The following is a 25,897-nucleotide window of genomic DNA, read 5'->3' as shown; positions in this document are numbered from 1 at the left end:
GCTTTCGCGGCCGGCGCGGAGGCCGGCGCCGCGGCGCCGGGTGCGGGAGCAGGCCTTGCCGGCCTGGCTGGCGCCGTGGCGGTGGCCTGCGGCAGGAAGGCCTGGGCCAGGTCGAGCGTGCCATCGGCATGGCGCGTGGCGTTAGCAGCCAGTCCTTCCACCGTCACGCTGCGCAGGTGCGCCTTGTGGCCCAGCGGCTCGATGCGGGTGATATCGACGGCCAGGCGGCCCGCCTTCAGCAGCGGCGAGCCGTCGTGCTTGCGGATATCGGCCTCGCGCAGCGCCGCCGTGCCCGCCAGGAAGATGTCCTGCTTGTCCTTGTCCTGGATAAAGCCAAGCGTCAGCCGCGTATCCAGCAGGCCGCCCTTGATCTCGGCGTCCTTGAGCCTGGGCGCGAATGCCATGTAGCGCGGCAGCTCCAGGGCATCGAGATTCAGGTTCAGGTGCGTCTCGTGCGAGGCGGCGAACGGCAGCATGGTGCCGTCGAGCGCCAGCGCGGAGCCGTTGATGCGCGCGCTCAGCGTGGGCCGCGTGACGATCTCTACGTCGTGCGGCAGGTTGGACAGGAACGGCAGCGTGATGGTGAGGTCGTCCACGCGCTGCGTCTGCTGGAGCAGCTTGTCATCGAACACCAGGCTGCCACCGGTCAGGGCGATATTGTTGACGGAGAAGCGCGCCGGCTCGGACTTGGGCGGGGCCGGCCTGGCGGCGAAGCGCTCCTGGATGTCCGCGTAATTCATGCGGCCGCTGGCATCGCGCGCGAGGTGCAGCGCGGGCCTGTCGATATGCACGGCGTCCACTACCGGCGCCATGTGCCACAGCGAGGCGATGGCGCCGTCGATTTCCGCTTCGCCCAGCGTGAGCATCGGCGTGGTGCCGTCGGGCTCGTAGATGGTGACGTCGGAAACGGTGACCGCCAGCGAGAACGGCCGGACCTGGGCGCCGCCGAAGGTGACCTTGCGGCCGAGCGCTTCGCTGGCCTTTCCGGCCACGAACGACTTGATCAGCGGTGGCCCGCCGAAATACCCGGCCAGGCCGAACACCGCCAGCGCGGCCACGATGCCGCCGGCTACCCGCACGCCAGCCCGGCGGCGCGGCGTGGCGGTTGCCGCCTGCATGGAGAACTTGATTGCCATGTGATCCTGAAGAATTCGACCCCGAAACACCCTCACCCGAAATCCCGTTATTTCCGGGCTGCCGAAAAGCCGCGCACGCTGCGCACGCGGAATTCGCCTGCCGCCAACGCAAGAAGATGCGCTTTTATTATGCGGCTATCCGGCGAATCGGCCACTTTGTGGCCCTGATTTCACTTTTTACCCACATTATGGCAACGGTTCGGGGCAAAGCAAAGGCATTCAAACTAATCTCAAGGCGATTTCAGGACTGCAAATAATCCATTCAACTGGGCTGGTGCCGGCCGGGCCCGCGCCAATCTGGTATTGTTCCGTCTTTGCGAAGCGTCTTGTCGCAAGCCAGCGGCTTATCCGCCACTTCGTGCCTGCTTCTCCCGCGCTGTAACCCTCCGGCCAGATCCCTCCACGTCAACCGTGTTGTGCGCTTCGCATGCGAACTTTTTCCATGCGAGTCTCCTCATGTCGACCATCAGCAGTACTGCCGGAGCAGACGACGCGCGCAGCATCCCGGCGCGCCCCCTGACCGGACAGGATTACAAGACGCTTGCCCTCGCCGCCCTCGGGGGCGCGCTCGAGTTCTACGACTTCATCATCTTCGTCTTCTTCGCCACCGTCATCGGGCAGCTGTTCTTCCCGCCCTCGGTGCCGGACTGGCTGCGCCAGCTGCAGACCTTCGGCATTTTCGCCGCGGGGTACCTGGCCCGCCCGCTGGGCGGCATCATCATGGCGCACTTCGGCGACCTGCTCGGCCGCAAGAAGATGTTCACGCTTTCCATCCTGCTGATGTCGGTGCCGACGCTGCTGATGGGCCTGCTGCCGACCTACCACGCGATCGGCCTGCTGGCGCCCGTGGCGCTGCTGCTGCTGCGCGTGATGCAGGGCGCGGCCGTGGGCGGCGAAGTGCCCGGCGCCTGGGTCTTCGTCTCCGAGCACGTACCGGCGCGCCGCACCGGCTACGCCTGCGGCACGCTGACCGCCGGGCTGACCGCCGGCATCCTGCTGGGTTCGCTGGTGGCCACCGCCATCAACAGCATCTTCACGCCGGCTGAACTCACCGACTGGGGCTGGCGCGTGCCGTTCCTGCTCGGCGGCGTGTTCGGCATCGGCTCGATGTACCTGCGCCGCTGGCTGCACGAGACGCCGGTGTTCGCCGAACTGCAGAAGCGCAAGGCGCTTGCCGCGGAAATGCCGCTCAAGGCGGTGGTGCGCGACCACCGTGGCGCGGTTGCTGTATCGATGCTGCTGACGTGGATGCTGTCGGCCGGCATCGTGGTGGTGATCCTGATGACCCCGACCTTCCTGCAGAAGATCTACGGCTTCGACGCGCGCACCGCGCTGGTGGCCAACAGCGTGGCCACGCTGTGCCTGACCGTGGGCTGCGTGGTGGCAGGGCTGATGGCAGACAAGATCGGCGCCCGCGTGACGCTGTTCGTCGGCGGACTGCTGCTGGCGGTCAGCTCCTATATCTTCTATAGCGTCCTGCACACGCGCCCCGACCTGCTGATCCCGCTGTATGCCGTGGCCGGCTTCTTCGTCGGCACCATCGGCGCGGTGCCGTTCGTGCTGGTCAAGGCCTTCCCGGCGCAGGTGCGCTTCTCGGGCCTGTCGTTTTCGTACAACCTGTCGTACGCGATCTTCGGCGGCCTGACTCCGATGATCGTCACGCTGATGCTCAAGAACGACCCGCTCGCGCCCGCCTACTACGTGGTGGCGCTGTGCGCACTGGGCATGGTGACGGCGCTGTTCGTCAAGGATCGCTCGCTGGCCTGAACCAGCTGTCCCGCTCCGGAAAGGCAAAAGGGCCGCACTTGGCTGTGCGGCCCTTTTTATTTGCCTTGCGGCCGCCACCTCAGCGGCGATGCTGCCTGAAGAATTTCCACATCAGCGCGCTGGCGTCGGGCCCGACCGGCGAGTGATAGGCAAAGTCGCCGTCACCGCCGCTCCACGCGTGACTGAGACCGGCAATCTCGCACACTTCCACCATCTCGCGGTTCCACACGCCGAAGCTGGCCTCGAGGTAGTCGCCGGCAGGCAGGGCCGCGGAAGGCGGATCGACGCGCGCAACGGCGGCGCCGGTACCCGCCGCATCGGCGGGCGGCACTCCGGCATGGTCCGGGTGCCGCTTCGCGTCGCCGTTCATGCGGTCGTCCACGCGTTCGGTCATGCCGTTGTAGGCCAGGAATTGCCGCGCCAGCAGACGTGCGTTGACCGGATTCACCGCATCGTCGGCCATGCCGTGCAGGATGATGGCGGGCATCCTGGGTCCGCCCGGCATGGCGCCGGCGGCATCCAGCAGCATCGCCGGGTCGACGCTGCTGCCATGCAGCATGGCACGCAGGCCGTCGTGCGGGGTATGCCCGGCGCCGACTACCACCCCGGAGTGCAGGCCCACGGCGGCGATCTTGCCGGGATAGCGCAACGCCACGACCGCCGCCATGCTGGCGCCAGCGGACAAGCCGGCCAGGTAGACCTGGTCGGCGCGCACGTCGGGCCGCGTCACCAGTGCATCGATCAGCACCGACAGCGCCTGCGCCTCGCGGCCGCCTTCCGTGGCGCCCAGGTCGAACCATTGCCAGCAGCGCTGCATCTGGCGCCGCAGCGGCTGCTGCGGATAGGCCACGATGAAGCCCTCGCGCTCGGCCAGCGCGTTCATGCGGGTTCCGGCGGCCAGGTCTTCCGGCGTCTGCCGGCAGCCATGCAGCATCACGACCAGCGGCATGGGGCGGCGTGCCCCGCGCGAAGGCACATAAAGCCAGTACGGCAGGTGCGGCACCAGTTCGCCCGGCAATGGCGCCAGGTCGTGGTGGTGAGCGGTCCATTCGCCGGGCAGAGGCTGCCGCGACGGCAGGCGCAAGGGAGCGGGCGAGCGCGCCCGCAGGCGGGGGGACGCCGGGTTAAGAGTTGCGATACGGTCGAACCATGTCTTGAGTTGGCGCACGGACTGCGGCTGCGCCCGGCTGATGTGCCGGAGTTGCGCATGCCAGTCCGCCGAAAGGCTCTTGGCCATGAAGACTCCTGCTGTCTGCATTGTTGCGATGCAGCATAACACAGCCGCCAGGGCGCGCCCGCCGTCGCTTTCCAGCCACATGTCATGCAAGGCAGACATTGCGCCCCGCTGCGTGCAGCAACGCGCGCATGGGGCGCCGCGCTACCGCATCGAAAAAATTTGATCCGGAGCGCAAAAGAACACAGATACACCCGAGTTAGCGGCAGAAGGGCCGTGGTTATACTGCATTGGTGTCAATTCCGGGGAATTGGAGAACGCATGGCCACGTCCGAAGAAGCTATGTCGAGCTGCTCGCTGTGCTTGACGAAGACCCCGAGCGCGTGACGATCCGCCCACCTGGGAAGGCGCCGGGCCGGGTGCCGGGCGGAATGCCTCGCCGGCCAAGGCTTCACTGCCGCCGCACCAGCGTGGCGGGGCCGTGCGCGCGCCGGCGGCGTAGGACAAAGACCGACAGCTTGCCCGCGCAATCGCGGTTATGGTCAGCCCATGCCTCAGTGCACGCAGAAGACGCCAGCCAGCGCTGGTCCTCTGCGCGCGACGGCGCCCGACCTGGTTTCCGGTATCTATCTGTATGCGGGACTCCCCTTTTGCCGCGCGCATCCGCGCGGCGCCACTTGCCTTCCTGATGATCACCGGACTCGCACCGGCAGTCGCTGCGCAAGCGAACACGCCGGCATCGCTCTCCAAGCTGGCCAGGCTCTTGCTCGGCACAGTCGAGGGCAAAGGCACCGGCATGAGCGGGGTCACGCGGCTGACAGGCGGTGGCGCGGACGCCGAACTCGTCGCGGCATGCCAGGAACTGACGCGTGCCGGACCTTTCACGCTCGACAACGCGACCCGCCTGGAGGGCTGCAGCGTTTCGCCCGGCAAGCGGGTGGTATTCCGCCTGAGCCTGGTAGGGGTCGACGCCTCGCGCGAGGGCACCGTGGCCTTCATGGCCAGTGCGGGGCCGGTGCTGGTAAAGGGCATCTGCCGTAACCCGGACGTGCCGGTGCTCGGCCGCATGGGTGTCACGCTGAACTACCGCTACCAGGGCAAGGGCAACCAGCCGGTAGGGGAAGTCACGATTCCGCCGGAGCGCTGCGACAGCAAATGAGGCACGGCAAGGGAGGCACAGGCAAGGCGCTCAGCGTTTTTCCTGGGCACATTCCTGCCGGTACGCTTCGTTGAGCTTCTTGCGGTCGGCCTGGCGTTCGATCATCTGGTGGGTGCTGCCATCGGCGGAAGTCACCGTGGACTTGCCGGCGGACCATTGCGTGCCCGAGGGCAATCCGTTGATCCGGTCGAGCAAGGCCTGGCAGTGCGTGCGCTGGGCCGGCGTCAGGGTACCGTCGGCGGCCGGGCCGGCATTGTCGGTGGCGGGGTCGAGCATCAGCGGCGGCGGTGGCGCGACCATAGGCGCGGGAACCTCCAGCGCGGCGGCGGTGGCAAGCTGGCTGCCAGGCAGCCAGAGTCCCAGCAGGCCAGCCATGACTATCGAAGCCCGTCTCATTTCTCATCTCCACAGTGGGGGCGCTACGCGCCATCCCTGACGATCCTGGCTCATGGGTCGCCAGCACTCAGCGCCGTCAATCGTGCATGGCGGGAAGATCCGGACTTAGCTTCGTTCCTTGCTGTTGCCGCCACGGTTATTGGGGTTGCGCAGCAGCTCGAGCTTGAGCAGCGCATCGGCAAGCATACTCTTAAGACGGGTGTTTTCCTCCTGCAACTCACGCAGCTTGCGGCTTTCGCCCCGCGCTTCCCCTCCCGCGCCGTGCGCGTACTTGATACGCCAGCCGTAGAAGGACGCATCACTGAAGCCATAGCGCGCGCACAGTTCGCGCACCGGCACGCCGGTCGCCGCTTCCGCAAGGTAGCCGCGGATCTGCTCCTCCGAGAATCGTCTGTTCACTGCCTGCCTCCGCTAGCAAAGGCCGCTCGCGCCCGGCAGGCGCGTGCGTGGCCAGTTCTACCCCTGCCGCAAAGTTACCACCCGCACCGCAAAAGGCAATTCAGTGTGTTCATGACGCGAGTTAAGCAATTTGGAGAACCACGCCGGCGTGACGCCGGCACATCCCTATCGCCCCAGCCCCACCTGACCCGGGCAAACCTTTAAGAATAACACTACGGAAACGGAAGGCAATTAAACATTTTCCACGAGTGAATTCAGTTCTTTTTAGATCCACCCTTCGCGGCTGGACGCGTGAATATCCGATGACAAAATCGATCTCAACTTAATTGACGAATTATTTTCCCGAATTGCGGAGTGAACCGGGAGTGACATCGCCATCGCCACTGAAAGCGCATGAAAAACAACCGGATAATGAAAGCCTTGCGCTATTTTATGCCGCCACCGGCACCCAGGAGACCCGCAGTTATGATTCGCAGAACACATGCATTCTTTATTGTCTCTATGTCCGAACAACATGAATTAGATGATGTATTTTTTATAATCCCAACGAAAGGACCCCTGGCAAGTTTCAAAGTTATGTATTAATCTTGTCTGGCATTAACTAAATTTCGATCGCCGGTTGCCGGGCTCCATGCCCCGTGCAAAACAGGCGACAGGATCCCTTCGCCAAGCCGGGTCGGCTGCAGTTTTTTCAGCGAACGGGTCTTTATACCGGGCCATCATTCTGGAGAAACACTTCTTCATGGATCCCGCATGCGCCGGGACATCTGGAGAGGCAACGTATATGGCCCAGGCTCCGCTTCATCCCGGTACTGGCTCGGGGCCATGACCGGCCACGGCAACATCACGAACAAGAAAAAACTAAAAAAGAAAAACCAAGTTTCAAATCGGGAGAAGCTACCATGCGGCACGTCAGCACCAAGCTTTTGCACGTCTTCGTTCTGCTGATGGAATATCGAGACCTCAGCGCCGTCGCCGCCTGCACGCAAGGCCGGGTTCCGACCATTGCCTACAGCCTCGCGCGGCTGCGCGAGATCACCGGCGACCCCCTCTTCATCCGCCGCAACGGCACGCTGGAACCGACCGCGCACGCCCTGCGGCTGGAACAGACCGCACGGCAGATCCTGTCGAAATGGTCCCACCTGGTGCGCCCCGCCACGCCAGCCGCCGAAGCAGCCAGCCCGCAACGGCGCATCTCGATCGGGTTTTCGCCTTCGATCGGCGATCCGGTCATCACCGAAATCCTCACCGCGCTGTGCGAGCAGTTTCCCGAAGACCGCTTCATGACGCGGCCGGTCTTTGCCGACGCCGCGCTTGCCGCCCAGCTGGACAGCGGCGAACTGGATTGCGCATTCGTGGTGGACAGCCATTTCGTGCCCGACCAGGTGGCATTGCACAGCATCATGGCCACGCCGCGCCGCCTGGTCAGCGTGATCCGGCCCGGCAGCCCCGAGGAAGCGGAAGGCAGGAACGAATGGATCCTGCTGCAGGAAGACACCGAGCCGGGCAGCCCGTTGCACGGTTTCCTGAACCGGCTTGCCCACGATCCGGCTTACCGGGAAACCGTGGTGCCATCCTGGCATACCCAGGTAGCGCTGCTGCTCGCGGCGGGCGGCACCTGTCCGCTGCTGGACTTCAATGTGCCGCTGGTCACCCGCAACCAGAAGACGCGCTTGCTGGCGCCGCCGAGCAGCTTTCCCGAATGGGCCGCCCTGCATTTCTGGGCGCCGGCGCGGGCCAGCACAGGCAACGCCTTGCGCGGCATCCTCGAGATTGGCAGCGCGGTCCTCCACGATCCGGTCGTCGCCATCGACCGCCGCCACCGGGCCCAGGAAAGCCGCACCGCGTACGCGGCCTGACACGCGCGCAAGCCGCCTGGCAAGCCATCCCCGGATGCCCCGGCGGCTGGCGGCCGGCCAGCGTCAAGCCCGGACTTTTCGGCTCCAAATTGAGAATAGTCTCAGGCCATATGCCGAAAGCGACGCTTATTCTGCCTGGGCACCCGCAGCGCGGAAACCGCGCGCCCGCCCAGGAGCGTTGCCATGCCATTGAAAATCCTGATTGCCGATGACCATCCTGCCATCGCGCTGGCGGTCAGGTGCCAATTGCGGGGCCAGACCGGATGGGAGATCTGCGCCGACGTGCGCGGCGCCGCCGAGTTGCTTCAGGCCACCCGTGTATTCCGCCCCGATATCGTGGTCACCGATTACCACATGCCCTGTGCCAACGCGGGTGACGGCATCCGCCTGCTCGCCAGCCTGCGGCGCCATCACCCGGCGCTGGGCGTGGTCGTCCTCACCATGATCACCAACCCGCTCGTGTTGCGCGCAATCCTCAACACCGGCGCCCACGGCCTGTTGCTCAAGGATTCCCAGCTGGACGAACTGGTCACCGCTATCATCCGCGTCGAGCGCGGGCTGCGCTTCATCGGCGAATCCGCCGCGCGCGTGCTGGATCAGTCTGGCGCGCACTACGCGCCGGGCCGCGCCGGCGCCGTCAATCTGTCGGTACGGGAATCCGAGGTCCTGCGCCTCTATCTCAGCGGCAACTCCGTCACCGGCATCGCCGAACAGCTGTGCCGCAGCGTGAAGACCATCAGCCGCCAGAAGAACAGTGCCATGCACAAGCTGGGAGCCAGCAACGAGCGCGAGCTGTTCGACTTCGCCGCGCAGCAGGGCCTGGTGCTGCCGCTGCACGCCGACGCCGACGGGCCCAGCCATACCGAGTGGCTATAATCGCAGCGCCGCGGCATGCCGGCCACGCACGTGCCCGGCATGCGCGCTCCGCCCTTCGATTTTCCTCACGGCCCTCGTCATGTCTGCCCCCTCACCCGCCTTCGCTGGCAAACCATCCCCCGACGCCGGCAGCCTGCGCGTGCCAGCCCTGCTGGTCGCGGCGCCGGCCTCGGGGCAAGGCAAGACCACGGTCACCGCCGCGCTGGCGTGGCTGCACCGCCGCCAGGGCCGCAAGGTCCGCGTCTTCAAGAGTGGCCCCGACTACCTGGACCCGTCGATACTGGCGGCTGCAAGCGGCGCGCCGGTTCACTCGCTCGACCTGTGGATGACCGGCGCCGAGGACGCCGCGGCGCGCCTGGCGCAGGCTGCGCGAGAGGCGGACCTGATACTCGTGGAAGGCGTGATGGGCTTGCACGACGGTACGCCGAGCAGCGCGGATATTGCGCGTCATTTCGGGCTGCCTGTGCTCAGCGTGATCCAGGCCGGCGCGATGGCGCAGACCTTCGGCGCGCTGGCCTTCGGGCTGGCGGGCTATGGCCAGCCGCTGGTTTCCATGCAGGTGCTGGCCAATGGCGTGGCCTCCGCACGGCATGCCGAGATGCTGCGCGAGAGCCTGCCGGCGCATATCGGCTGGGCTGGCGGGCTGGCGCGCGACAAGGATGCCTCGTTGCCGGAACGTCACCTCGGCTTGCATGCCGCCGACGAGCTTCCCGATCTTCCCGCCCGCCTCGACCGGCTGGCCGACGCACTGGCCGGGCAGCCGATCGCCGCCTTGCCGGCGGCCGTCGGGATTGCAGCCGCACCACCGCTGCCACCGCTGCCGCCCTTGCTGGCTGGCAGGACCATCGCCGTGGCCCGCGACGCAGCCTGCCGCTTCCTCTATCCCGCCAATCTCGACACCTTGCAGGGGCTGGGCGCCCGCCTGGTCTTCTTCTCGCCGCTGGCGGATGAAGCCCTGCCTGCCTGCGACGCGCTTTGGCTGCCCGGCGGCTATCCCGAACTGCACGCGGCGCGCCTCGCGGCCAACGGCGGCATGCTGGCCTCGCTGCGCGCCGCCCACGCAAACGGGTTGCCGATGCTGGCCGAGTGCGGCGGCATGATGATGTTGTTCGACACGCTGGTGGACAAGGCCGGGCAAGCGCACAGCCTGGCGGGCCTGCTGCCCGGCACGGTCGCCATGCAAGCGCGGCTGGCCGCGCTGGGGCACCAGTGGCTGGCGCTCCCGGAAGGCACGGTGCGCGGCCATACCTTCCATTACTCCAGCGCGCAGACGCCGCTGGCGCCGTACTGTCATGCGACCGTGCCACGCGATGGCTCGCGTGGCGAGCCGGTGTTCCGGCATGGCGCGCTGACCGCTTCTTATACGCACATCTACTTTCCGTCCAACCCGCAGGCGGTGGCGCGACTGTTCGGCGCCACGGCGGGGTAGCCGTCGTCAGGCCGCGTCGGCCTTGTCCTGGGCGCCGCGCTGCACGGCAAGGGCGATGCCCGACTCGAGTTGCTCGAGGCCTTTGGACAGATTGCGCATGGTGGTCTCGGAAACGTTCTCCAGCACGTCCTGCAGGAAGGACGCGCGCTGCGGCAGCGCCTGCTCCACGATGCTCAGGCCCAATGCCGACAGCGTGACGTTGGTCACGCGGTTGTCGCGTTCGCTAGTGTTGCGCTCCACCCAGCCCAGCTCCTGCAGGGCCTTGAGCTGGCGCGTGAGCGCGCCCGGATCCATGCCCACGCGATCGGCCAGCGGCTTCTGCGCGATCGGACCGGCATGGCCGTGCAAGGCGTAGAGAATGCGCCAGCGCGGCAAGGGGTGCCCGATGCGTTGCTCGAACGCGGCCGCATAGGCCCGGTAAGTCCGCCCGAACTGCTGTAGCACAGCCAGGCTTTGTCGCTCCAGTTCCAATCCACTCTCCCGTCTGGGCCCGCCGCGCGTTGCGTGCGCACGGCGGCTTCACAAACCATCGGACCTGTCCGGCACCCCGGCATGATCCGGGGCGTTCCCCGGACGGCCCAGGGCAAAATCATTCCGCGGCCATGACCTGCTGCTTCACGGCGCGCTCCAGCTTCACGGGCGGCACGCGGCGCGAGCGCCACAGGCCAACCACGGCAATCACCGCCGCCAGCGCCAGCCCGATATGGATCGCGCCGACCAGCGACAGCCTGGCCTGCTCCAGCAGCAAGGCGCCATTGTGGCCGGCCGCCTGCAATTGCGCCACGAGGCTGGACTGCCCGGCGCGGTCGATCAGGATCTGCGGGTCCGCCATGCGCGCCTGCCATTCGCCGGCACCGGCGCCTTGCAGCGCATCGCGCACACCGCTGATGTAGCTGCGCGTGACCAGCGTCCCGACGATGGCCGTGCCCACCATGCCACCCACCATGCGCAGCGACTGCAGCATGGCCGTGGCGATGCCTAGATGCTCGCGCCCCGCCGTCTGCTGCGCGAACACGGTCAGATTCGGCATGATGAAGCCCAGCCCGAATCCGCCCACCAGCATGATGCCGAGCAACAGCTGGTGCGGCATCCCGCGCGTGGCCTGCGACAGCCCGAGGCAGGCCAGCGCCAGCATCGCGAAGCCGGCATACAGCATATTGTTGGGCTGGCGGATGCGCGTGATGATACGGCCATTCAGGATACTGCCCAGGGTGATGCACACGACCAGCGGCGTCACCAGCACGCCCGCCTCCTTCGGCGAATAGCCGAAGCCCCCCTGGAACAGCAGCGGCGCGTAGAGCAGCAGCGAGAACATCGTGAAACCCACGAACACCGCGAGCACGAACAAGGGCGCCAGGCCAGGATTGCGGAACATCTCCAGCGGCAGGATCGGGTTCGGCGCACGGCGCTCCCATTGCCACAGTCCCACCAGCGCGCACACCGACGCCACCAGCAGCCCCCCTGTCAACCAGCCAAAGCCGCGCTCCGGCATCAGTTCCACGCACAGTTGCAGGCCGCCAAGGCCCGCGCCGATCAGCGCCGCGCCCAGCCAGTCCACCTTGATCGCACCCGCATGCGCCTGCTGGCGCAGGTGCGGCAGATAGCGCCAGGCAAACAGCAAGCCCAGCACGCCCACCGGCAGGTTCACATAAAACACCGCGCGCCAGCCGTAGGCCTCGGTCAGCAAGCCGCCGAGCGACGGCCCCACCGCGTTGGCAATGCCGAACGCCGCGCTCATCATTACCTGCCAGCGCAGGCGCACATGGGAATCGGGAAACAGATCGGGAATGCACGCAAAGGCCGTGCCCACCAGCATGCCTCCGCCGATGCCCTGCAGGCCGCGCGCCAGCACCAGGAACAGCATGCTCGGCGCCATCCCGCACAGCACCGAGGCCGCCGTGAACACCACGATCGACGCCATGACGAATGGCTTGCGGCCGTAGTAGTCACCCAGCCGCCCGAAGATCGGCACCGTGATCACCGAGAACAGCAGGTAAGCCGTAGCCACCCAGGCGTAGTACTCGAATCCCTGCAGTTCCGCCACCACGGTAGGCAGCGCGGTACCGACCACGGTCTGGTCGAGCGCCACCAGCATCACCACGAACGCGATGCCCAGCATCGCCAGGAGGGACTCCCGGAACGGTAGCACTTGCCCGCTGCTATGCGGCGGGTGAGGCTGCGATATCATTTTTGTTGCCCAATCAATGATTGTAGTGTCAACCATTATAGGACAGCACCGGGGAAATGGGGGCCGGGTTGGTGCGGCGACAAGAGAGAGGCCGAGATTTCACCGTCGTCGTCGAACACGATGCGCGATGGGCAAATTCCTGCGCGGAGCGGATATCAAACAGCCGAGTGGCGCGGTGCGCGTCGTCCAGCCATTGCTGCGCCTGGGCGGCGTTCCCTCAGCGCTCGGCCGGAGCCTCCGCGATTGTCCGGGCATAGATCGCGTGCAGCGCCGTGGCGTCGAGCAACTTCACGCTGCGATGGCGAATTTCGATCAGGCCGGCATCGGAGAGCCGCGAGAACAGTCGACTGACGGTTTCCAGCTGCAGGCCGAGATAGCGCCCGATCTCCTCGCGCGTCATGCGCAGCCGGAACTCGCTCGACGCAAAGCCGCGCGCCGACAGGCGGACCGACAAATCAAGCAGGAAGCAGATCAGCCGCTCCTCCGCGCTCATCACGCCAAGCGTCGAGAGCATCCGGTGGTCGCGCTGCACCTCGGTGGAGAGCAGGCGCAGGATATTGTTGTGCAGCGACGGCAGGTTACTGGCAAGGGCCCGCAGTGCCGGCACATTGATGCGACACAGCGTGTTACCCAGCAGAACGCTGCATTGGTGGAAGAATCCGCAGCCGCAGCGCAATCGCTGGAGGAACAGGCGGAGCGGATGAGCGACGCCGTCTCGGTCTTCCACGTCCCGGCCACACGCGGAGCATTGAGTGCATATTGAGGCCGTCCGGCCAGACTCGACACATTCTTGACCTCAAGCAAATCACCACCTGGTCATCTCGATCAAAGAAGTCGATATTGGAGGAACTGATCCTTCTGACCCCCTTTGGGATCAGCTTTTTCCCGGGGACCGCGGCCGCGGTCCTTTTTTTTGCGTGGGCGCCGAACGCGGAGGTTGACAGTGCCTTCATGCCGGCGCGCTCCCCATCTGCGAATCCACAAATCCCCGGCCCGGCACAGCCCTACGGCTTTCTCTTTCCGCGCGGCGGGCTGGCCGGCCTGGTCCATGGCACCTTGCTCCCCAGGATATCTTTCGCACCAAGCAGATTTGGCGTCTGGTCATATTTCATGACGGCGAGCCGGGTACTCACATCGTCCATGAGTTGCGTGAAAGTCGGATTCTTGTTCTTGGCGCGGGCAGCCCGGAGGCTGGCCGCAAGGCAGAAGGTAAATGCGCCATAGGATTGCGCGCCGTCGCGATACTCGTAGGAGAGCTGGCTCTCCTGGCAAGCTTCCATGAGGACGGGAAGGTATGGGCCGTGGTGTTTGAGCTTGCTGCGCACGCTGTCATAGGTCTTCTGGGGCAGCGTGCGCAGGCGGATCGCCCGCCCCATCCGATAGGTGGCGCCGTCGGAGCCGAGGAAGTCGACCCCCTGCCTGCTGTCCGTCAGCGACGGATTTGGACTTGGCAACGGACGGTCCTCCCACACCTGAAGACTGGGGTTCCAGCGCAGCGCACGGTGGCGGATGTCGTCGGGCGGCGTGAGGCCTCGCACCCGGCGTCCGCCTTCGCGGGTCATGCCGCCGGCGTGGCAGCAGTCGAAGATGGCGGCGAAGTAGGCATCGTAAGGAATCTGGCTGTAGAGCTCCGCGAACTGCTTGTCGGTGACGGCGTGCTGGGGGGTCCAGTCGAAATCGTAGGGAACCAGGCATTCGTCCATGTGGTCGACCTCGTCACTGGGCCCGTAGACCGGCATCTGCGCGCCATGCCCGGAGTAGAAAAGCACGCGCTCATCCCCGGCCTTGATGCCATCCAGCAGCCACTTGAGCCGATCGAGGATCGACGCCGCCGTGGCACGCTCGTTCAGGACGATGCGAATGTCTTCCGCGGCCAGGCCGCATTCCTGCAGCACGGCACTCATCAGGAATACGTCATTGACGCAACCTTCGAGCCGGTTGGCGGGGTCCGGGTAGTCGTTGATGCCGATCAGCAAGGCACGGCGAGTCGGTTTGACGCTGAGGCTGCGATACTCCTTCCCGCCACGGGCCAGTGTCCTGGCCACCTTGGCGCCGGAGATGTTTCGCCACACCGTCGCGCGCGTGTTCTGATGCCCCAGGTACCAGATGGCACTATGGTTGAGCACGTCGTTGGGGATGTCGAACTTCGTCCCGATTTCCTCGAAGTTCTCCGCGGAGAGGCGGATATCGGCGGTCAGCACGTGATCGTCCGGGTTGAACAGATGGAACCACGTAGTGGCCTGGGGCAACGCCACGATTCGTCCGGCGAAAATGTCGCGCACAAAGGGATTGCCAATCTGCGAGCCAAAGGAGACGAAGTACATGTCCTTTACCGCGGCCGGATTCCTGATGAAGGCGTCATAGCAGATCAGCGATCCCAGGCTATGGGCACAAACGACGTCATAGCTGCCCGCCTTTAGCTTTGCGAGGACGCTATCGCGCGCGTCGGCTCTGAGTTGCTCGTCACTCACCCACTGCGCTGTCATGCCGGCGGTCCAACGCAGCGTTTCGGGGATGTCGAACAGGCCACGGTCGCGCGTGAACAGGTCACCGATGCCGTGGACGACGCCGCTTTCCAACAGGCCGGCAAAGGCTTTTGCGTAGGCGACCGGATTCTGAGGCGCCTTTTCGAAAAGCGAGTCGTACAGTAGAAAGTCGCAGGTGACGGCGCCATCCAGCGCCGGGTTCCACGCTACCAGTCCGTCGTGTATCGCGCTGGTCCAGCCACCTTGCAGGTCCGGATCGGCGTCGCCATGACCGACGCCATGCACACATAGAACAGAGATCGTCTTGGCCATCTGTTGTCCCTTCCTGCTCTGCGTGGATTCGCGATAAGAGGCATGAGTGCGAACCAGCTTAGGCCGGATGCGGGCGCACAGAATCAGCCAGAAGGCGGATGCGGCGTATCAATATATTTATGGCTGATTTAAACGCCGCTGAATACGCAAGGAAAGTCGAGCCCGGCATCGCGGAAGCACAGGGTGAAGTGCCACCAATCCTTGCATGGGTTTCCTTCGGCGTCACCCACCAGCTCAAAACTCAAACTGCGTACATGCGGCAGCATCCGGAAGCCTTGCATCGCATCGAGGGCGACATCCCCCAGCGCGAATACTTGCGTGCGGTGCTTGCCCCGATCGCTCAGCAGTGTTCCGCCTGGATCGAGCGAACAAGGCTCACACGCTGGCCGGCCGATCCAGGAACACGGAGAAGTTCTTCTCGATTTCCGTCAGCAAGCGGTTGGCCGCCACCGACAGCGGCCGTCCCTGGCGCACGAACAGCCTCACCTGTGCCGTCTGGCAGAGTGGGTGCGCGAGTTCGAGCGCGACCATCTGGCCTGCCTCGATTTCGTTGGCCGCGGCCAGTCCCGCGCCGATGAATGTCACGCCATCGGTCGATCGCACGAAGCGCTTGAGCGCCGTCACCGAGTTGCTGCGCAGCGAGGGGCGCAGCTTCACGTGCTCGGCGTACTCGAGCATTTCCACCAGCCGCTCGACGCCGTAGCCGGGCGGCATCAGTGCCAGCGGAAAGTCGAGTATCTGGCTTAGATGCAGCGGAGCGGCGATCCGGGTCAGTGGATGCCCGGCCCTCACCATGAGCTTGGCCGGCGCCGGCGCGCTCATCACAAAATGGAGCAGCGGATCGGGTTCGGGATTGTAGGCAAGGCCGATGTGCGCCGTGTCCTCGATCACCGCATTGTTCAGATCGCTCGCGGGCTGTGCATCGAGTTCGACCGATAGTTTCGGATGCGCTTTGCAGAACGGGGCAACGATCTGCTCGGTAAGGCCGTCGATAAACCCCTCGCTCACGACGATCCGGACCATGCCGGCATCCATGGACTCGATCGCGCGCAAGCGCTCGGCAAGCTGCTCCTGATGGGCCTGGCAAGCGCGCCAGTACTCGAGCAGATGCTCGGCGGCGTCGGTGGGAACCACGCCGCGCGCCCGCCTCTCGAACAGCGTGAGGCCGATTTCCTCCTCTAGCAAGGCGACCTGCCGCGTGATGACCGAGGGCGCCGTATTGAGCGCTTCCGCGGCGCCACGGATCGAGCGGTGCACCAGCACCTCATGAAAGTACTTCAGCCGCTTCTGATTGATTTCTCGCATGGTGTGCCGTCCGCGTTCCGTTGCCCATATAGCAACGATTTGTCTGATTAATTGCTGTTGCTCGAACGAATATTACAGCCAACAATGGTCCTCACCAACCAATTCGCGTCATGCGCGCGATGCCAATAAGAGAGCCGAGGACGACATGCAAGACCAAGGACTATCCCCCCTCAGACACTGGGTGGCGCTTAGTGCCGCCCTCCTGGGGATTGCGCTGGCCAGTGCGCCGGCGTCCGCCGCCGACGCGTTTCCCACCAAGCCGGTATCGATGCTGGTCGCATTCCCGCCGGGGGGACCCGCCGACGTGCTTGCGCGGGCCATGCAGCCAACCATGGCCAAGGTGCTCGGCCAGCCCGTGGTCATCGAAAACCTGCCCGGCGCCGGCGGCGCGCTGGCGGTGCAGCGGCTGCTGAGCCGCCCGGCCGATGGCTACACGCTGATCATGGGTTCGCCCAACGAAGCCATCCTGACGCCGCTGGCGCTCGCCAGCGCCAGGTACAAGTCGGAGGAACTGGCGCTGCTGGCCCCGGTCTCGATCCACCCGCTCGTGGTCATGGTTCGCAGCGACCTGCCGTACAACTCACTCGAACAGATCATTGCGGCCGGCAGGCAGCCGGGCAGCCCGAGCCTGACCTTCGGCAATCCGGGCTACGGGACCATGTACCACATCGTCGCCGAGTACATGGCGCAGCTGACCGGCGCCAGGATGCTGCAGGTGCCGTACAAGGGCGCCACGCCGATGCTGGCGGACCTGACCGGCCGCCAGATCGACATGACGATCCTGCCGAACCTCGGTGCCTCCACCCAGTTGCTCGAGGCACACAAGATCAAGGCCGTCGCGGTGCTGGACACGCAGCGCATGCGAACCTTGCCCGATGTGCCAGCGATCTCCGAAACCAGCGTCGCGCGCAAGTCCGAGTTCGTCTATTCGATCTGGCTGGGGGTCATGGGCAGGACCGGCATCCCCGCAGAACGCGCGCGCCTGTTGCTGGAAGCATCGCAGCAGGCGCTGCGCTCCGCCGAACTGATCAAGGCGCTTGAGCTCTCCGGCGTGCAGCCGATGAAGCCGCAGACACTCGAGGCCTCCGCGGCGTTCTACGTCGACGAGACTCAGAAGTTCAGGAAGCTGGCCCACTCGATCAAGCTGACGCCGCAATAGTTTCCTCCGTCACGGCAATGCCCATGGCGGCGCCAGTCCCGGCGTCGCCATGGGCATTGCTTCGTTCCAGCACTCCGATCCAGGAAGGTCTCCCTTGAATATCCTAATAGCCGGTTTCCAGCACGAAACCAATACGTTCGCGCCAACCATGGCCACCTACGAGAGTTTCGTCCGTGGCGAGGATTTCCCCGCCATGGTCCGCGGCGAAGCGATCTATGACCTGCTGACGGTGAATGTGCCGATCAGCGGCTTCATCCACCACATGCGCGAGTACGGTCACACCGTCACGCCGGTGATCTGGGCGGCCGCCGGCGCCTCGGCCCACGTCGCGGCCGATGCCTACGAGCGCATCGCAGGCGAGATCGTGGAGGCGGCAAGGACAGCCTCGTACGACGCGATCTATCTCGACCTGCATGGCGCCATGGTGGCCCGGCACCTCGACGATGGCGAGGGGGAATTGCTGGCGCGCATCCGTGCCGTGGCGGGCCCCGACATGAAGATCGTTGTCTCGCTGGACCTGCACGCCAACGTCACCGGGCAGATGCTCGCCCTCGCGGATGGCGTGGTGGCATACCGCACCTACCCGCACGTGGACATGGCGGCCACGGGCAAGCGCGCGGCCGAACTGCTGCTGGAACTGAGCACGCGGCAGACGCGCGCGCATCTGGTGGCACGGCGCGTGCCGTTCCTGATCCCGGTCAACAGCATGTCCACGGAGATGCAGCCCGCCCAAGGCATCTACGCCTTGCTCGAAGAACTGGAGCAGCAAGGCGTGCTGTCGCTGTCGTTCACCCCGGGCTTTCCCGCGGCCGACTTCGCCGAGTGCGGCCCCGTGGTTTGGGGCTACGGATTCGACAAGGCGCGCATCGAGCAGGCCGTCGACACACTGTTCGCGCGCATCTGCGAGCCCGAGAGCCAGTGGGCCGTGCAGTTCGAGGAGCCGGATGCGGCTGTGCAGCGTGCCATGCGGATCGCGCAACAGGCCGTGCGGCCGGTGATCCTCGCGGACACGCAGGACAACCCCGGCGTCGGCGGCGATGGCAACACCATGGGCATGCTGCGCGCGCTTCTCAAGGCTGGCGCGCAGGACGCCGCGATCGGCATCATCTGCGATCCCGCCGCGGCCGCGGCCGCGCACCAGGCCGGTGTCGGCGCGAAGCTCGATATCGCGCTTGGGGGCTGCCCGCAGGTGCGCGAGGATGCCCCGCTGCGGGCGACCTTCGAGGTCGAAGCGCTGTCCGATGGCAAGTTCGTCTACGGTGGGCCGATGATGCATGGCAAGGCTGCCGACATGGGGCCGATGGCGCGACTGCGGATCGACGGCGTGCTCGTCGCCGTCAGCTCGACCAAGGCACAACTGCTAGACCGCAACATGTACCGCGCGGTCGGCATCGAACCGGCGCAGATGAAGATCCTCGTGAACAAAAGCTCGGTGCATTTCCGCGCCGACTTCGCCGCGATCGCGGAAGACATTGCCGTGGTGCGTGCGCCCGGTCCGTTCATGGCGGATCCGGCGGACCTGCCGTGGAAGCATCTCAAGCCCGGCATGCGCCTGAAGCCGGAGGGTCCGGCATTCGCGCCGGCGCCGGGAGTCTACGACAAGCTCGCGCAGCTCGGCATCGAACTGCCCAAGGCTTCCGGCCCGGCGGCGGCCTACGTGCCAAGCGTGCGATCCGGCAACCTGATCCATTTGTCCGGCCATCTGTCTCGCCTCGATGGCCAGGTTCGCACCGGCCGCTTCGGCGACGACCTGCGCACCGCCGACGGTATCGCGGCGGCACGCCTGGTCGCCATCGACTTGCTCGCCACGCTGCATGCCGCCACCGGCGATCTCGATGCGATCGTGCGGATCGTCAAGCTGACGAGCCTCGTCCATTCGACTGCCGACTTCACCGAGCAGCACCTGGTGACCAACGGCGCCAGTGAACTGTTCGCCGAGGTGTTTGGCACGCGCGGCCAGCACGCGCGCAGCGCGTTCGGCGTACCGCAGCTGCCGCTCGGCGCCTGCCTGGAAATCGAACTGATCGTTGAAGTGGCGTGATTGCATGGCACGGCGCGAGCGGCGCCGTGCCATGCTTTCTCTTTCTATGACGAGGGGATTCGCCGGGCTCAGGCCCGGCGCGCCGGTCGCCAGCGCGAATCGCGCTGGCTCATGCGCTGGCGCACGCGCACGGCCCGACAGAACCGGGCCACGGCGAGGACCTCACGAAGGTAGCGCAGGGGTTGCCGATCGACCTCACGCATCGAAAGATGCAGCCTGGTCTCCCGGCAATCGGCAGAGTGGCCGGCGCGCAACAACCGTCAGGAACATGCGGGTGCGCTCGCCACGGAAACGGATATCGGTAAAGCCGGCATCCCCGCGCAACGCGCCAGGATGCCTTGTCGTCGTGACGAGTCAGTCCGGTAGCGGCTCACGGCTAAAGGCATCCAGCTCCCTTGCCAGGCTCGCCGCCGCCATCTTCACCAGTTCAGCGCCTTTTTCCGGCGTCGCCTGAGCAGGGTCGGAACCCATTCGTCCGTCCGGGTAGCGCGCGCGAAAGTCGAGCGCCTCGCGGATCGGGCCCGAGGCGGCAATCTGCGGCGTGTAGCTGGCCGATTTGATGGTGTCGGGAAAAGCCCATTGCGTGACTGCAATCTCGGAAGGCGTGGCGTGGATGCCATGACCGGTTGGAAATTGCTCGCGCGCCAGCTCGCTGACGCCATCCAGGTCCCACCAATTGCACAGCTTCAGCGCGACCCCCGATCGGCGCCTGGCGAAGCTGGCCTCGGCGTAGATCTCGGAGAAGGCCGCTTCAATCGACGCGATGTTGCCGCCGTGGCCGTTGAGAAACAGGATTCTCTCGAATCCATGGACGGCCAGTGAGCGCGTCCAGTCGCCAATGGCGGCGATAAAGGTCGAAGGGCGAAGCGAAATGGTGCCGGGAAAGCCCAGATGATGCTGGGCCATGCCGATATTGAAGGTGGGGGCGATCAGGATATCGGCGGTCTTCTGGGCTTCGTGCGCGATGATCTCCGGGCACAGCCAGTCGGTACCCAGGAGGCCGGTGGGGCCGTGCTGCTCGTTCGAACCGATCGGCACCACGATTGTGCGGCTGCGCTCCAGAAATTGCCCTATTTCAGCCCAGGTGGATAAGTGTAAAAGCATTTGAAGTCCTCTGTTCAGCCGGTTCCCACTGAAACGCGGCGCATTGGTTTTCCGGCGGCAGTGAACGGTTCACTGCCTTTTTGGCAGCCGGTTGGCGACGAGCAGGATCGAGCCGATCATGGACATGCACGCCAGGACCAGCAGGCCGAGATGCATGTTGCCGGTCGCTGTCTTGGTCCATCCGATGATCGCTGGCCCCCAGAAGCCACCGGACAATCCAATGGTATTGATGAGGGCGATACCGCCCGCTGCTGCGTCACCCTTGATGTACTCGGCGGGAATGGCCCAGAACACCGTGTACGCCATGAACAGCATGGTCGTGGCGAGTGTCAGCAGAACAAGAGTCACCAGCAGATTGCCGTCCGACAAGATCGACGAAGCGAGCAGTATCGCGGCGAGGATTGCCGGCACCGCGCTGTGATAACGCCGCTCGCCGTATCTGTCCGACCGGCGGCCGATGAAATACATCCCGAGGGCGGCCCCCACATAGGGGATGGACGAATACCAGCCGAGTTGAATCGTATCGTTGATGCCCTGCGCTTTCAGCATCGTCGGCAGCCAGAAGCTGATGGCGTAGATGGCCGCAATGATGCAGAAGTACGCGAACGCAAGCATGTAGACTCTCGGGTCCCGCGCAACCGCCTTGAAGGAATGGCCTCGTGCCGCCGACGTCCCGAGTTCGGCCGCGAGCATGCGCTTCTCGTCTGCGCTCAGCCAGGCGGCATCCGCGGGTCGATTCGACAGAAGGAAGAGCGCCAGTATGCCGAGCAGTATGCATGGCAGTCCCTCGATCAGGAACATCCACTGCCAGCCGGCGAGAGCGCCACTACCGGAGAGCGTGGTCATCAACCACGCCGAGACCGGCCCGCCGACAATGCCGCCGATCGGACCCGCGAGAAATACGATCGCGATGGCACGGGCCATGCGCGCCGGGCCGTACCAGCAAGACAGGTAATAGATCATGCCGGGCGCGAAACCCGCCTCGAAAACGCCAAGCAGGAAACGCATGGCATAGAACATCGGCACGTTGCGTACGAAAAGCATGCACGCCGAAGTGATACCCCACAGGATCAGAATGCGGCTGAACGTCTTCCTTGCCCCGACTCTCGGCAACATCAGGTTGCTGGGCAGTTCGAACAGCACATAGCCCAGGAAGAAGATGCCGGCGCCAACCCCGTAGGCGGCATCGGAAAAGCCCAGGGCACTCTGCATCTCCAGCTTGGCAAAGCCGACATTGACGCGATCAAGGTAGGCGAAGAGGTAACAGATCAGCAGAAATGGCAGCAATCGCCAGTTGAGCTTGTCGTAGAGGGCCACGACATCGTCCCGTCCATTCGCGGTCTGAATTGCTTGCATGCCTGTCTCCAATCATCAATGTTCTTCTGGGCCCTTCGGGTCCATCCATATTGGCAAGGCCGGGTTGATCCAGCAAGAGCAACTATGCTTACGTTTCGTTGCCCGACGAGCAACGCAGAAGGGGCGTGCGGAAGAGAAGTGCAGCAGGCGGAGCGTGAGGGCGGGACCGCGCGTTTCCGTGACGCCATTCTTGCCGGACGACTCGACGGCGGCCAGAGCGCCGGTCACTAAGGCGTTCCCGGGCGCCGCTGTCCGGCGCCTGTGCATCCCGCCTCGATAACGGAGCCTGCGATGTCCGTCGAAAAGGCGCTCTGCGGTGGCAGTGCTGCGGCAACAGGAGGCCGTGATGGCCGTGCCATGGTCCCGGGGCGCGCTCGACGATAGCCACGCATGGGGAGGCCCGCCAGCCGGCGGCTTCCCGCCAGGGCACCATCTCTGCCGCGCGGCAGAGACTCCCGCCGTGCCCCGAAGGCCAAGGCCCTAGAACCGGTGGCGCACCCCGACCACGGCGCCCAGCTGGCTCATGCCGGGCTGCACGTTATAGACCGCCGTCGCGCCGGAGCCGCTGTTGTAGCCGTTGACGCCCAGGTACGATTTGTCCTTGTTGAGGGCATACGACACCGACGCGTAGAGGTCGGTACGCTTGCTGAATGCGTAGTCGCCCGTCACCACGAACTGCCACGGGTCCGATCCGGTCTGGCGGAAATCCTGGTAATAGGCCGCGCCGGTCACCGAGAATGCCGGCGTCAGCTTGTACCCCAGGCCGAGCCAGTAGAAGCTCGAGCCGGCATTGGCCGCTTGCGCGCCGGGCAGGGTGGCACCATTGAATGCCTTGGCGAGGCGATACCCCGCGAAGACCTTGGCGGGGCCCGCCGCGTACGTACCGGCCACCGCATAGCGCCGCAGGACCGGCGCCTGATTGCCCGGGGTGCCCACATGCGCGTCGTCATAGGCCACGCCCACGGAAACGGGGCCCTCGGCATAGCTGAGGTAGGCGCCGTAATCGCGTCCGAATACGGCGCTGCCGCCCACCTCGCTGCCATTGGACTGGAACGAATACAAGGCGGAGGCGGTCAGCCCCCCGAACCGGCCGACATACTTCACGGCATTGTCCGCGCGCGCGCCGAACTCGGGCGCGATCCCCAGGATGCCGTAGTGGTCGGCCAATGATGCCGGGTCATAGAGGTTGCCGAAGTCGCGCAATGCCGTCTGCTGCCGGCCCAGCAGCAGCGAGCCATACCGGCTTTCGGTGCCGACGTAGGCATTGCGGCCGAACAGGCGGCCGCCCTGGCCCCCGTTGCCGGTATCCAGGTCGAAGCCGCTCTCCAGCACGAAGACTGCCTTCAGCCCGCTGCCCAGATCCTCCGCGCCGCGCACGCCCCAGCGCGATCCCGACTGGTTCCCGGAACTCAGCCGCCAGAGACTGTCTCCCGCGCGTCCTGCGTGGCTGTTGTACTCGATACCGGCATCGGCGACACCGTACAGGGTGACGCCGGATTCGGCGTATGCGGCGCTGGCTACCGCGGATGCGGCGACTACCGCGAGTGTCTTCTTCATCGGATTTCCAATTGTCGTCTGTGGCTCTTCATTTCGGGAAAAGGCGATAGGAATCGCCGGCAGGAATCGCGGCCATCCGGCTCCGGATGGCCGCGGCGGTGCATGCCCGCCCTGTTCCTGCCCGCCGGCCACGCGGCGGCCAGGCAGGCGCGAGCCATGCCGTGCGCGCGTGCCGGGGCACGTGCAATTTGACGGCGGGCGTGTATCCGCCCTGTTTCCGCAAGCGAGAGAAATTGAAACCTTGTTTGTCTGTCGGCCCGGTAGATACAAGGCGATACAAGGCGATACAAGAAGACGTGCCGGCGCGGGCCTGGCAGAAAAATGGCGTGGAAACGGCGGACCCGACCTCAATGGCGAGGACTATCGGCGACGACTGGCCACCCGCGAAAGCCTCGACACGCTGATCCTCGCTGCGCGCCAGCGAGAGCGGCGCGCAGCGCCTTCGACGTCCGAAGTCCCCAGTTCGGTCGCCGGGCGAGCGCCCGGCCGGCGCATGCCCCTCGCCAGACGCCGCGGGCGCTGCCGGCATCGCGACGCATGCCGCGTCGTGTCAGACAAGCACCGATGGCAAAGCCGCGGCACCTGCGCAAAATGGAGCCATCGCGGTTTCCGGGAGACGCAATGTCAACGCACTACCTTCATGTCAGGCCCTACGGCGATGGCTGGGACGTGATCCACGACGGCGCCCGCTACGCGAATTCCCACCACGACACGCAGGAAGCCGCCATCCGCGCTGGCACGCGGGACGCGCGCCGCGAGCACGTGGAATTGCTGATCCATGAGATGGACGGCCGCATCTGCGACCAGTGCCTGCTCTACCAGGACTACCAGGACTATCAGGACTACCAGGAGGCGTTCGCCCCGGCTTGAGCCTTTCCCTCGCCGTCATCTGGCTGCAGGCGCCAGGCGCCGGCAGGCGATCACTCCGCCAGCCGCGCTCCGGGCCACAGCCGCACGGCCAGCGCGGCGCCCGCGGTGGCTGTGGACAGGGCCGTGACGGCCATCCATCCCCAATGCGCGAGCAGCATGCTGCCCAGCGCGGCGCCGGTAGCCATCCCGACGAACATCCCCCCGAACAGCACCGCATTGAGACGGCTGCGCGCGCCCGGCTCGATGCTGTAGACGATGGTCTGGTGCGCAACCAGCGTCACCTGCACGCCGAGGTCGAAGCCCAGCGCGCTGACTGCGATCAGCCAGAGCCGCGCATGCGGCGCCAGCAGGGGCGAGAACAGCATCCCGGCGAAGGACACCGCGGTCAGCACGGCGCCCAGGCGCGTCACCAGTTCCGGCCCCTTGCGGTCAGCCAGGCGCCCGGCCAGCGGCGCGGCAAGCGCCCCGGCCGCGCCGGCCAGGCCGAACGAGCCGGCCGCGGCGCTGCCCAGGTGGAACGGCGCGCCGTGCAGCATGACCGCCAGCGTGGACCAGAACGCGCTGAAACCCACGGATAGCAGCCCCTGCGCCAGCGCCGCCCGGCGCAATGCGCCGTGCTTGCGCCACAGCTTGCCCAGCGAGCCCAGCAGCGCGCGGTACGACAGGTGCGTGGTGGGCTTGAAACGCGGCAGGGCGCGCCAGGCCACGGCGCCGATCACCGCAATGCTCGCCGCCGCCATCACGAACATGATGCGCCAGCCGAAATGCTCCGCCACGAAACCGCTGGCCACGCGCGACAGCAGGATGCCCAGCAGCAGCCCAGTCATCACGGTGCCGACCACCTTGCCGCGATGCGATTCGGGCGCGAGCGTGGCGGCGGCCGGCACGATGTCCTGCGCCATGGTTGCGGCCAGGCCCGTCGCCAGGCTGGCCGCCAGCAGCAGCCAGATGCCCGAGGCCGCGCCGCTGACCAGCAACGCGGCGCTGAGCACCGCCGCCTTGGCCAGGATGATGCGCCGGCGGTCGTAGCGGTCCCCCAGCGGGGCCAGCAGCAGGATCCCCAGTGCATAGCCCAGCTGGGTCAGCGTAGGCACCAGGCCCACCATGGAATCGGACGCGCCGATATCGCCGCTCAGGACCCCCAGCATGGGCTGGCTGTAATAGAGCGATGCCACCGCCAGCCCGGCGCCCGCCGCAAGCAGCAGGATCAGCCTGGCCGGAAGTTGTGGCGTATCGCTCGTTTGATGGGGGGCGGCGCCGTCTGCCGCGCGGCTGGTGGCGCTTGCGGGCATGGCTTGCGTGGAGGACATGGTGTTTACCCTTG

21 protein-coding genes are annotated in these 25,897 nt (G+C 65.8%); 8 read left to right on the top strand and 13 right to left on the bottom strand.

What is annotated here, in order from left to right:
• Positions 1–1,136: AsmA family protein (locus AC1DKV_RS23735; RefSeq protein ID WP_477138103.1), on the bottom strand; the 1,136-nt coding region annotated here is incomplete at its 3' end.
• Positions 1,137–1,592: 456 nt separating this feature from the next.
• On the opposite strand from AC1DKV_RS23735, the gene AC1DKV_RS23730 reads away from it, so the two are divergent.
• Entirely contained in the window at positions 1,593–2,903 is a 1,311-nt protein-coding gene (locus AC1DKV_RS23730) for an MFS transporter (protein ID WP_441612212.1), read from the top strand.
• Between the two features lie 79 nt (positions 2,904–2,982).
• Here the strand turns inward: AC1DKV_RS23730 and AC1DKV_RS23725 are convergent, their stop codons facing one another.
• The gene (locus AC1DKV_RS23725) at positions 2,983–4,140 is read right to left on the bottom strand and encodes an extracellular catalytic domain type 1 short-chain-length polyhydroxyalkanoate depolymerase (RefSeq protein ID WP_441612211.1); all 1,158 of its coding nucleotides are present in this window, start codon (positions 4,138–4,140) and stop codon (positions 2,983–2,985) included.
• Between the two features lie 571 nt (positions 4,141–4,711).
• On the opposite strand from AC1DKV_RS23725, the gene AC1DKV_RS23720 reads away from it, so the two are divergent.
• Positions 4,712–5,236, top strand: a complete 525-nt coding sequence (locus AC1DKV_RS23720; protein ID WP_441612210.1) for a hypothetical protein — start codon at positions 4,712–4,714, stop codon at positions 5,234–5,236.
• 30 nt (positions 5,237–5,266) lie between these two features.
• Here the strand turns inward: AC1DKV_RS23720 and AC1DKV_RS23715 are convergent, their stop codons facing one another.
• Positions 5,267–5,632: a hypothetical protein gene (locus tag AC1DKV_RS23715; protein ID WP_441612209.1), complete on the bottom strand. Its 366-nt coding sequence runs from the start codon at positions 5,630–5,632 to the stop codon at positions 5,267–5,269.
• Positions 5,633–5,737: 105 nt separating this feature from the next.
• A complete protein-coding gene (locus tag AC1DKV_RS23710) occupies positions 5,738–6,031 on the bottom strand; it encodes a transposase (RefSeq protein WP_441612208.1) in 294 nt (97 codons plus the stop codon).
• Between the two features lie 902 nt (positions 6,032–6,933).
• Between AC1DKV_RS23710 and AC1DKV_RS23705 the strand changes: the two genes are divergently transcribed.
• From AC1DKV_RS23705 to AC1DKV_RS23695, 3 genes are all read left to right on the top strand, one after another.
• The gene (locus tag AC1DKV_RS23705; protein ID WP_441612281.1) at positions 6,934–7,890 is read left to right on the top strand and encodes a LysR substrate-binding domain-containing protein; all 957 of its coding nucleotides are present in this window, start codon (positions 6,934–6,936) and stop codon (positions 7,888–7,890) included.
• A 183-nt stretch (positions 7,891–8,073) separates the two neighbouring features.
• The gene (locus AC1DKV_RS23700) at positions 8,074–8,766 is read left to right on the top strand and encodes a response regulator (protein ID WP_441612207.1); all 693 of its coding nucleotides are present in this window, start codon (positions 8,074–8,076) and stop codon (positions 8,764–8,766) included.
• Between the two features lie 79 nt (positions 8,767–8,845).
• Complete coding sequence (locus AC1DKV_RS23695) at positions 8,846–10,195, top strand: cobyrinic acid a,c-diamide synthase CobB (protein WP_441612206.1); 1,350 nt, start codon at positions 8,846–8,848, stop codon at positions 10,193–10,195.
• Positions 10,196–10,201: 6 nt separating this feature from the next.
• Here the strand turns inward: AC1DKV_RS23695 and AC1DKV_RS23690 are convergent, their stop codons facing one another.
• The 5 genes from AC1DKV_RS23690 to AC1DKV_RS23670 form a co-directional block, all read right to left on the bottom strand.
• On the bottom strand, positions 10,202–10,666 hold the full coding sequence (locus AC1DKV_RS23690; RefSeq protein WP_441612204.1) for a MarR family winged helix-turn-helix transcriptional regulator: 465 nt from the start codon (positions 10,664–10,666) through the stop codon (positions 10,202–10,204).
• Between the two features lie 118 nt (positions 10,667–10,784).
• The gene (locus tag AC1DKV_RS23685) at positions 10,785–12,383 is read right to left on the bottom strand and encodes an MFS transporter (protein ID WP_441612203.1); all 1,599 of its coding nucleotides are present in this window, start codon (positions 12,381–12,383) and stop codon (positions 10,785–10,787) included.
• A gap of 217 nt (positions 12,384–12,600) precedes the next feature.
• Positions 12,601–13,110, bottom strand: a complete 510-nt coding sequence (locus tag AC1DKV_RS23680) for a helix-turn-helix domain-containing protein (RefSeq protein WP_441612202.1) — start codon at positions 13,108–13,110, stop codon at positions 12,601–12,603.
• A 277-nt stretch (positions 13,111–13,387) separates the two neighbouring features.
• Positions 13,388–15,181: a caspase family protein gene (locus AC1DKV_RS23675; protein ID WP_441612201.1), complete on the bottom strand. Its 1,794-nt coding sequence runs from the start codon at positions 15,179–15,181 to the stop codon at positions 13,388–13,390.
• Positions 15,182–15,556: 375 nt separating this feature from the next.
• A complete protein-coding gene (locus tag AC1DKV_RS23670; RefSeq protein WP_441612199.1) occupies positions 15,557–16,486 on the bottom strand; it encodes a LysR family transcriptional regulator in 930 nt (309 codons plus the stop codon).
• A 145-nt stretch (positions 16,487–16,631) separates the two neighbouring features.
• Between AC1DKV_RS23670 and AC1DKV_RS23665 the strand changes: the two genes are divergently transcribed.
• Both AC1DKV_RS23665 and AC1DKV_RS23660 read left to right on the top strand, forming a co-directional pair.
• Entirely contained in the window at positions 16,632–17,645 is a 1,014-nt protein-coding gene (locus AC1DKV_RS23665; RefSeq protein WP_441612198.1) for a tripartite tricarboxylate transporter substrate binding protein, read from the top strand.
• A gap of 94 nt (positions 17,646–17,739) precedes the next feature.
• Positions 17,740–19,686, top strand: coding sequence for an Atu1372/SO_1960 family protein (locus AC1DKV_RS23660; RefSeq protein WP_441612197.1), 1,947 nt, complete (start codon positions 17,740–17,742; stop codon positions 19,684–19,686).
• A 354-nt stretch (positions 19,687–20,040) separates the two neighbouring features.
• Here AC1DKV_RS23660 and AC1DKV_RS23655 read toward each other — a convergent pair whose 3' ends face one another.
• From AC1DKV_RS23655 to AC1DKV_RS23645, 3 genes are all read right to left on the bottom strand, one after another.
• On the bottom strand, positions 20,041–20,790 hold the full coding sequence (locus AC1DKV_RS23655) for a creatininase family protein (RefSeq protein ID WP_441612196.1): 750 nt from the start codon (positions 20,788–20,790) through the stop codon (positions 20,041–20,043).
• Between the two features lie 69 nt (positions 20,791–20,859).
• On the bottom strand, positions 20,860–22,146 hold the full coding sequence (locus AC1DKV_RS23650) for an MFS transporter (protein ID WP_441612195.1): 1,287 nt from the start codon (positions 22,144–22,146) through the stop codon (positions 20,860–20,862).
• Positions 22,147–22,626: 480 nt separating this feature from the next.
• Positions 22,627–23,703: a porin gene (locus AC1DKV_RS23645; protein WP_441612194.1), complete on the bottom strand. Its 1,077-nt coding sequence runs from the start codon at positions 23,701–23,703 to the stop codon at positions 22,627–22,629.
• A gap of 621 nt (positions 23,704–24,324) precedes the next feature.
• Between AC1DKV_RS23645 and AC1DKV_RS23640 the strand changes: the two genes are divergently transcribed.
• On the top strand, positions 24,325–24,573 hold the full coding sequence (locus AC1DKV_RS23640) for a DUF2188 domain-containing protein (protein WP_441612193.1): 249 nt from the start codon (positions 24,325–24,327) through the stop codon (positions 24,571–24,573).
• A 50-nt stretch (positions 24,574–24,623) separates the two neighbouring features.
• Here the strand turns inward: AC1DKV_RS23640 and AC1DKV_RS23635 are convergent, their stop codons facing one another.
• Positions 24,624–25,883 carry an MFS transporter gene (locus AC1DKV_RS23635; RefSeq protein WP_441612192.1) on the bottom strand — a complete coding sequence of 420 codons (1,260 nt, stop codon included), beginning with the start codon at positions 25,881–25,883 and terminating at the stop codon, positions 24,624–24,626.
• Positions 25,884–25,897: the final 14 nt, after the last annotated feature.

Source organism: Cupriavidus sp. 05T41, assembly GCF_056396525.1.
This window is presented reverse-complemented; position numbering and strand designations above follow the sequence as displayed.

Excerpts from the sequence above, each read along its gene's own strand:
- AC1DKV_RS23730 (WP_441612212.1), top strand. The coding sequence starts at position 1,593 with ATGTCGACCATCAGCAGTACTGCCGGAGCAGACGACGCGCGCAGCATC.
- AC1DKV_RS23725 (WP_441612211.1), bottom strand. The coding sequence starts at position 4,140 with ATGGCCAAGAGCCTTTCGGCGGACTGGCATGCGCAACTCCGGCACATC.
- AC1DKV_RS23720 (WP_441612210.1), top strand. The coding sequence starts at position 4,712 with ATGCGGGACTCCCCTTTTGCCGCGCGCATCCGCGCGGCGCCACTTGCC.
- AC1DKV_RS23715 (WP_441612209.1), bottom strand. The coding sequence starts at position 5,632 with ATGAGACGGGCTTCGATAGTCATGGCTGGCCTGCTGGGACTCTGGCTG.
- AC1DKV_RS23705 (WP_441612281.1), top strand. The coding sequence starts at position 6,934 with ATGCGGCACGTCAGCACCAAGCTTTTGCACGTCTTCGTTCTGCTGATG.
- AC1DKV_RS23700 (WP_441612207.1), top strand. The coding sequence starts at position 8,074 with ATGCCATTGAAAATCCTGATTGCCGATGACCATCCTGCCATCGCGCTG.
- AC1DKV_RS23695 (WP_441612206.1), top strand. The coding sequence starts at position 8,846 with ATGTCTGCCCCCTCACCCGCCTTCGCTGGCAAACCATCCCCCGACGCC.
- AC1DKV_RS23685 (WP_441612203.1), bottom strand. The coding sequence starts at position 12,383 with ATGATATCGCAGCCTCACCCGCCGCATAGCAGCGGGCAAGTGCTACCG.
- AC1DKV_RS23675 (WP_441612201.1), bottom strand. The coding sequence starts at position 15,181 with ATGGCCAAGACGATCTCTGTTCTATGTGTGCATGGCGTCGGTCATGGC.
- AC1DKV_RS23670 (WP_441612199.1), bottom strand. The coding sequence starts at position 16,486 with ATGCGAGAAATCAATCAGAAGCGGCTGAAGTACTTTCATGAGGTGCTG.
- AC1DKV_RS23665 (WP_441612198.1), top strand. The coding sequence starts at position 16,632 with ATGCAAGACCAAGGACTATCCCCCCTCAGACACTGGGTGGCGCTTAGT.
- AC1DKV_RS23655 (WP_441612196.1), bottom strand. The coding sequence starts at position 20,790 with ATGCTTTTACACTTATCCACCTGGGCTGAAATAGGGCAATTTCTGGAG.
- AC1DKV_RS23650 (WP_441612195.1), bottom strand. The coding sequence starts at position 22,146 with ATGCAAGCAATTCAGACCGCGAATGGACGGGACGATGTCGTGGCCCTC.
- AC1DKV_RS23645 (WP_441612194.1), bottom strand. The coding sequence starts at position 23,703 with ATGAAGAAGACACTCGCGGTAGTCGCCGCATCCGCGGTAGCCAGCGCC.
- AC1DKV_RS23640 (WP_441612193.1), top strand. The coding sequence starts at position 24,325 with ATGTCAACGCACTACCTTCATGTCAGGCCCTACGGCGATGGCTGGGAC.
- AC1DKV_RS23635 (WP_441612192.1), bottom strand. The coding sequence starts at position 25,883 with ATGTCCTCCACGCAAGCCATGCCCGCAAGCGCCACCAGCCGCGCGGCA.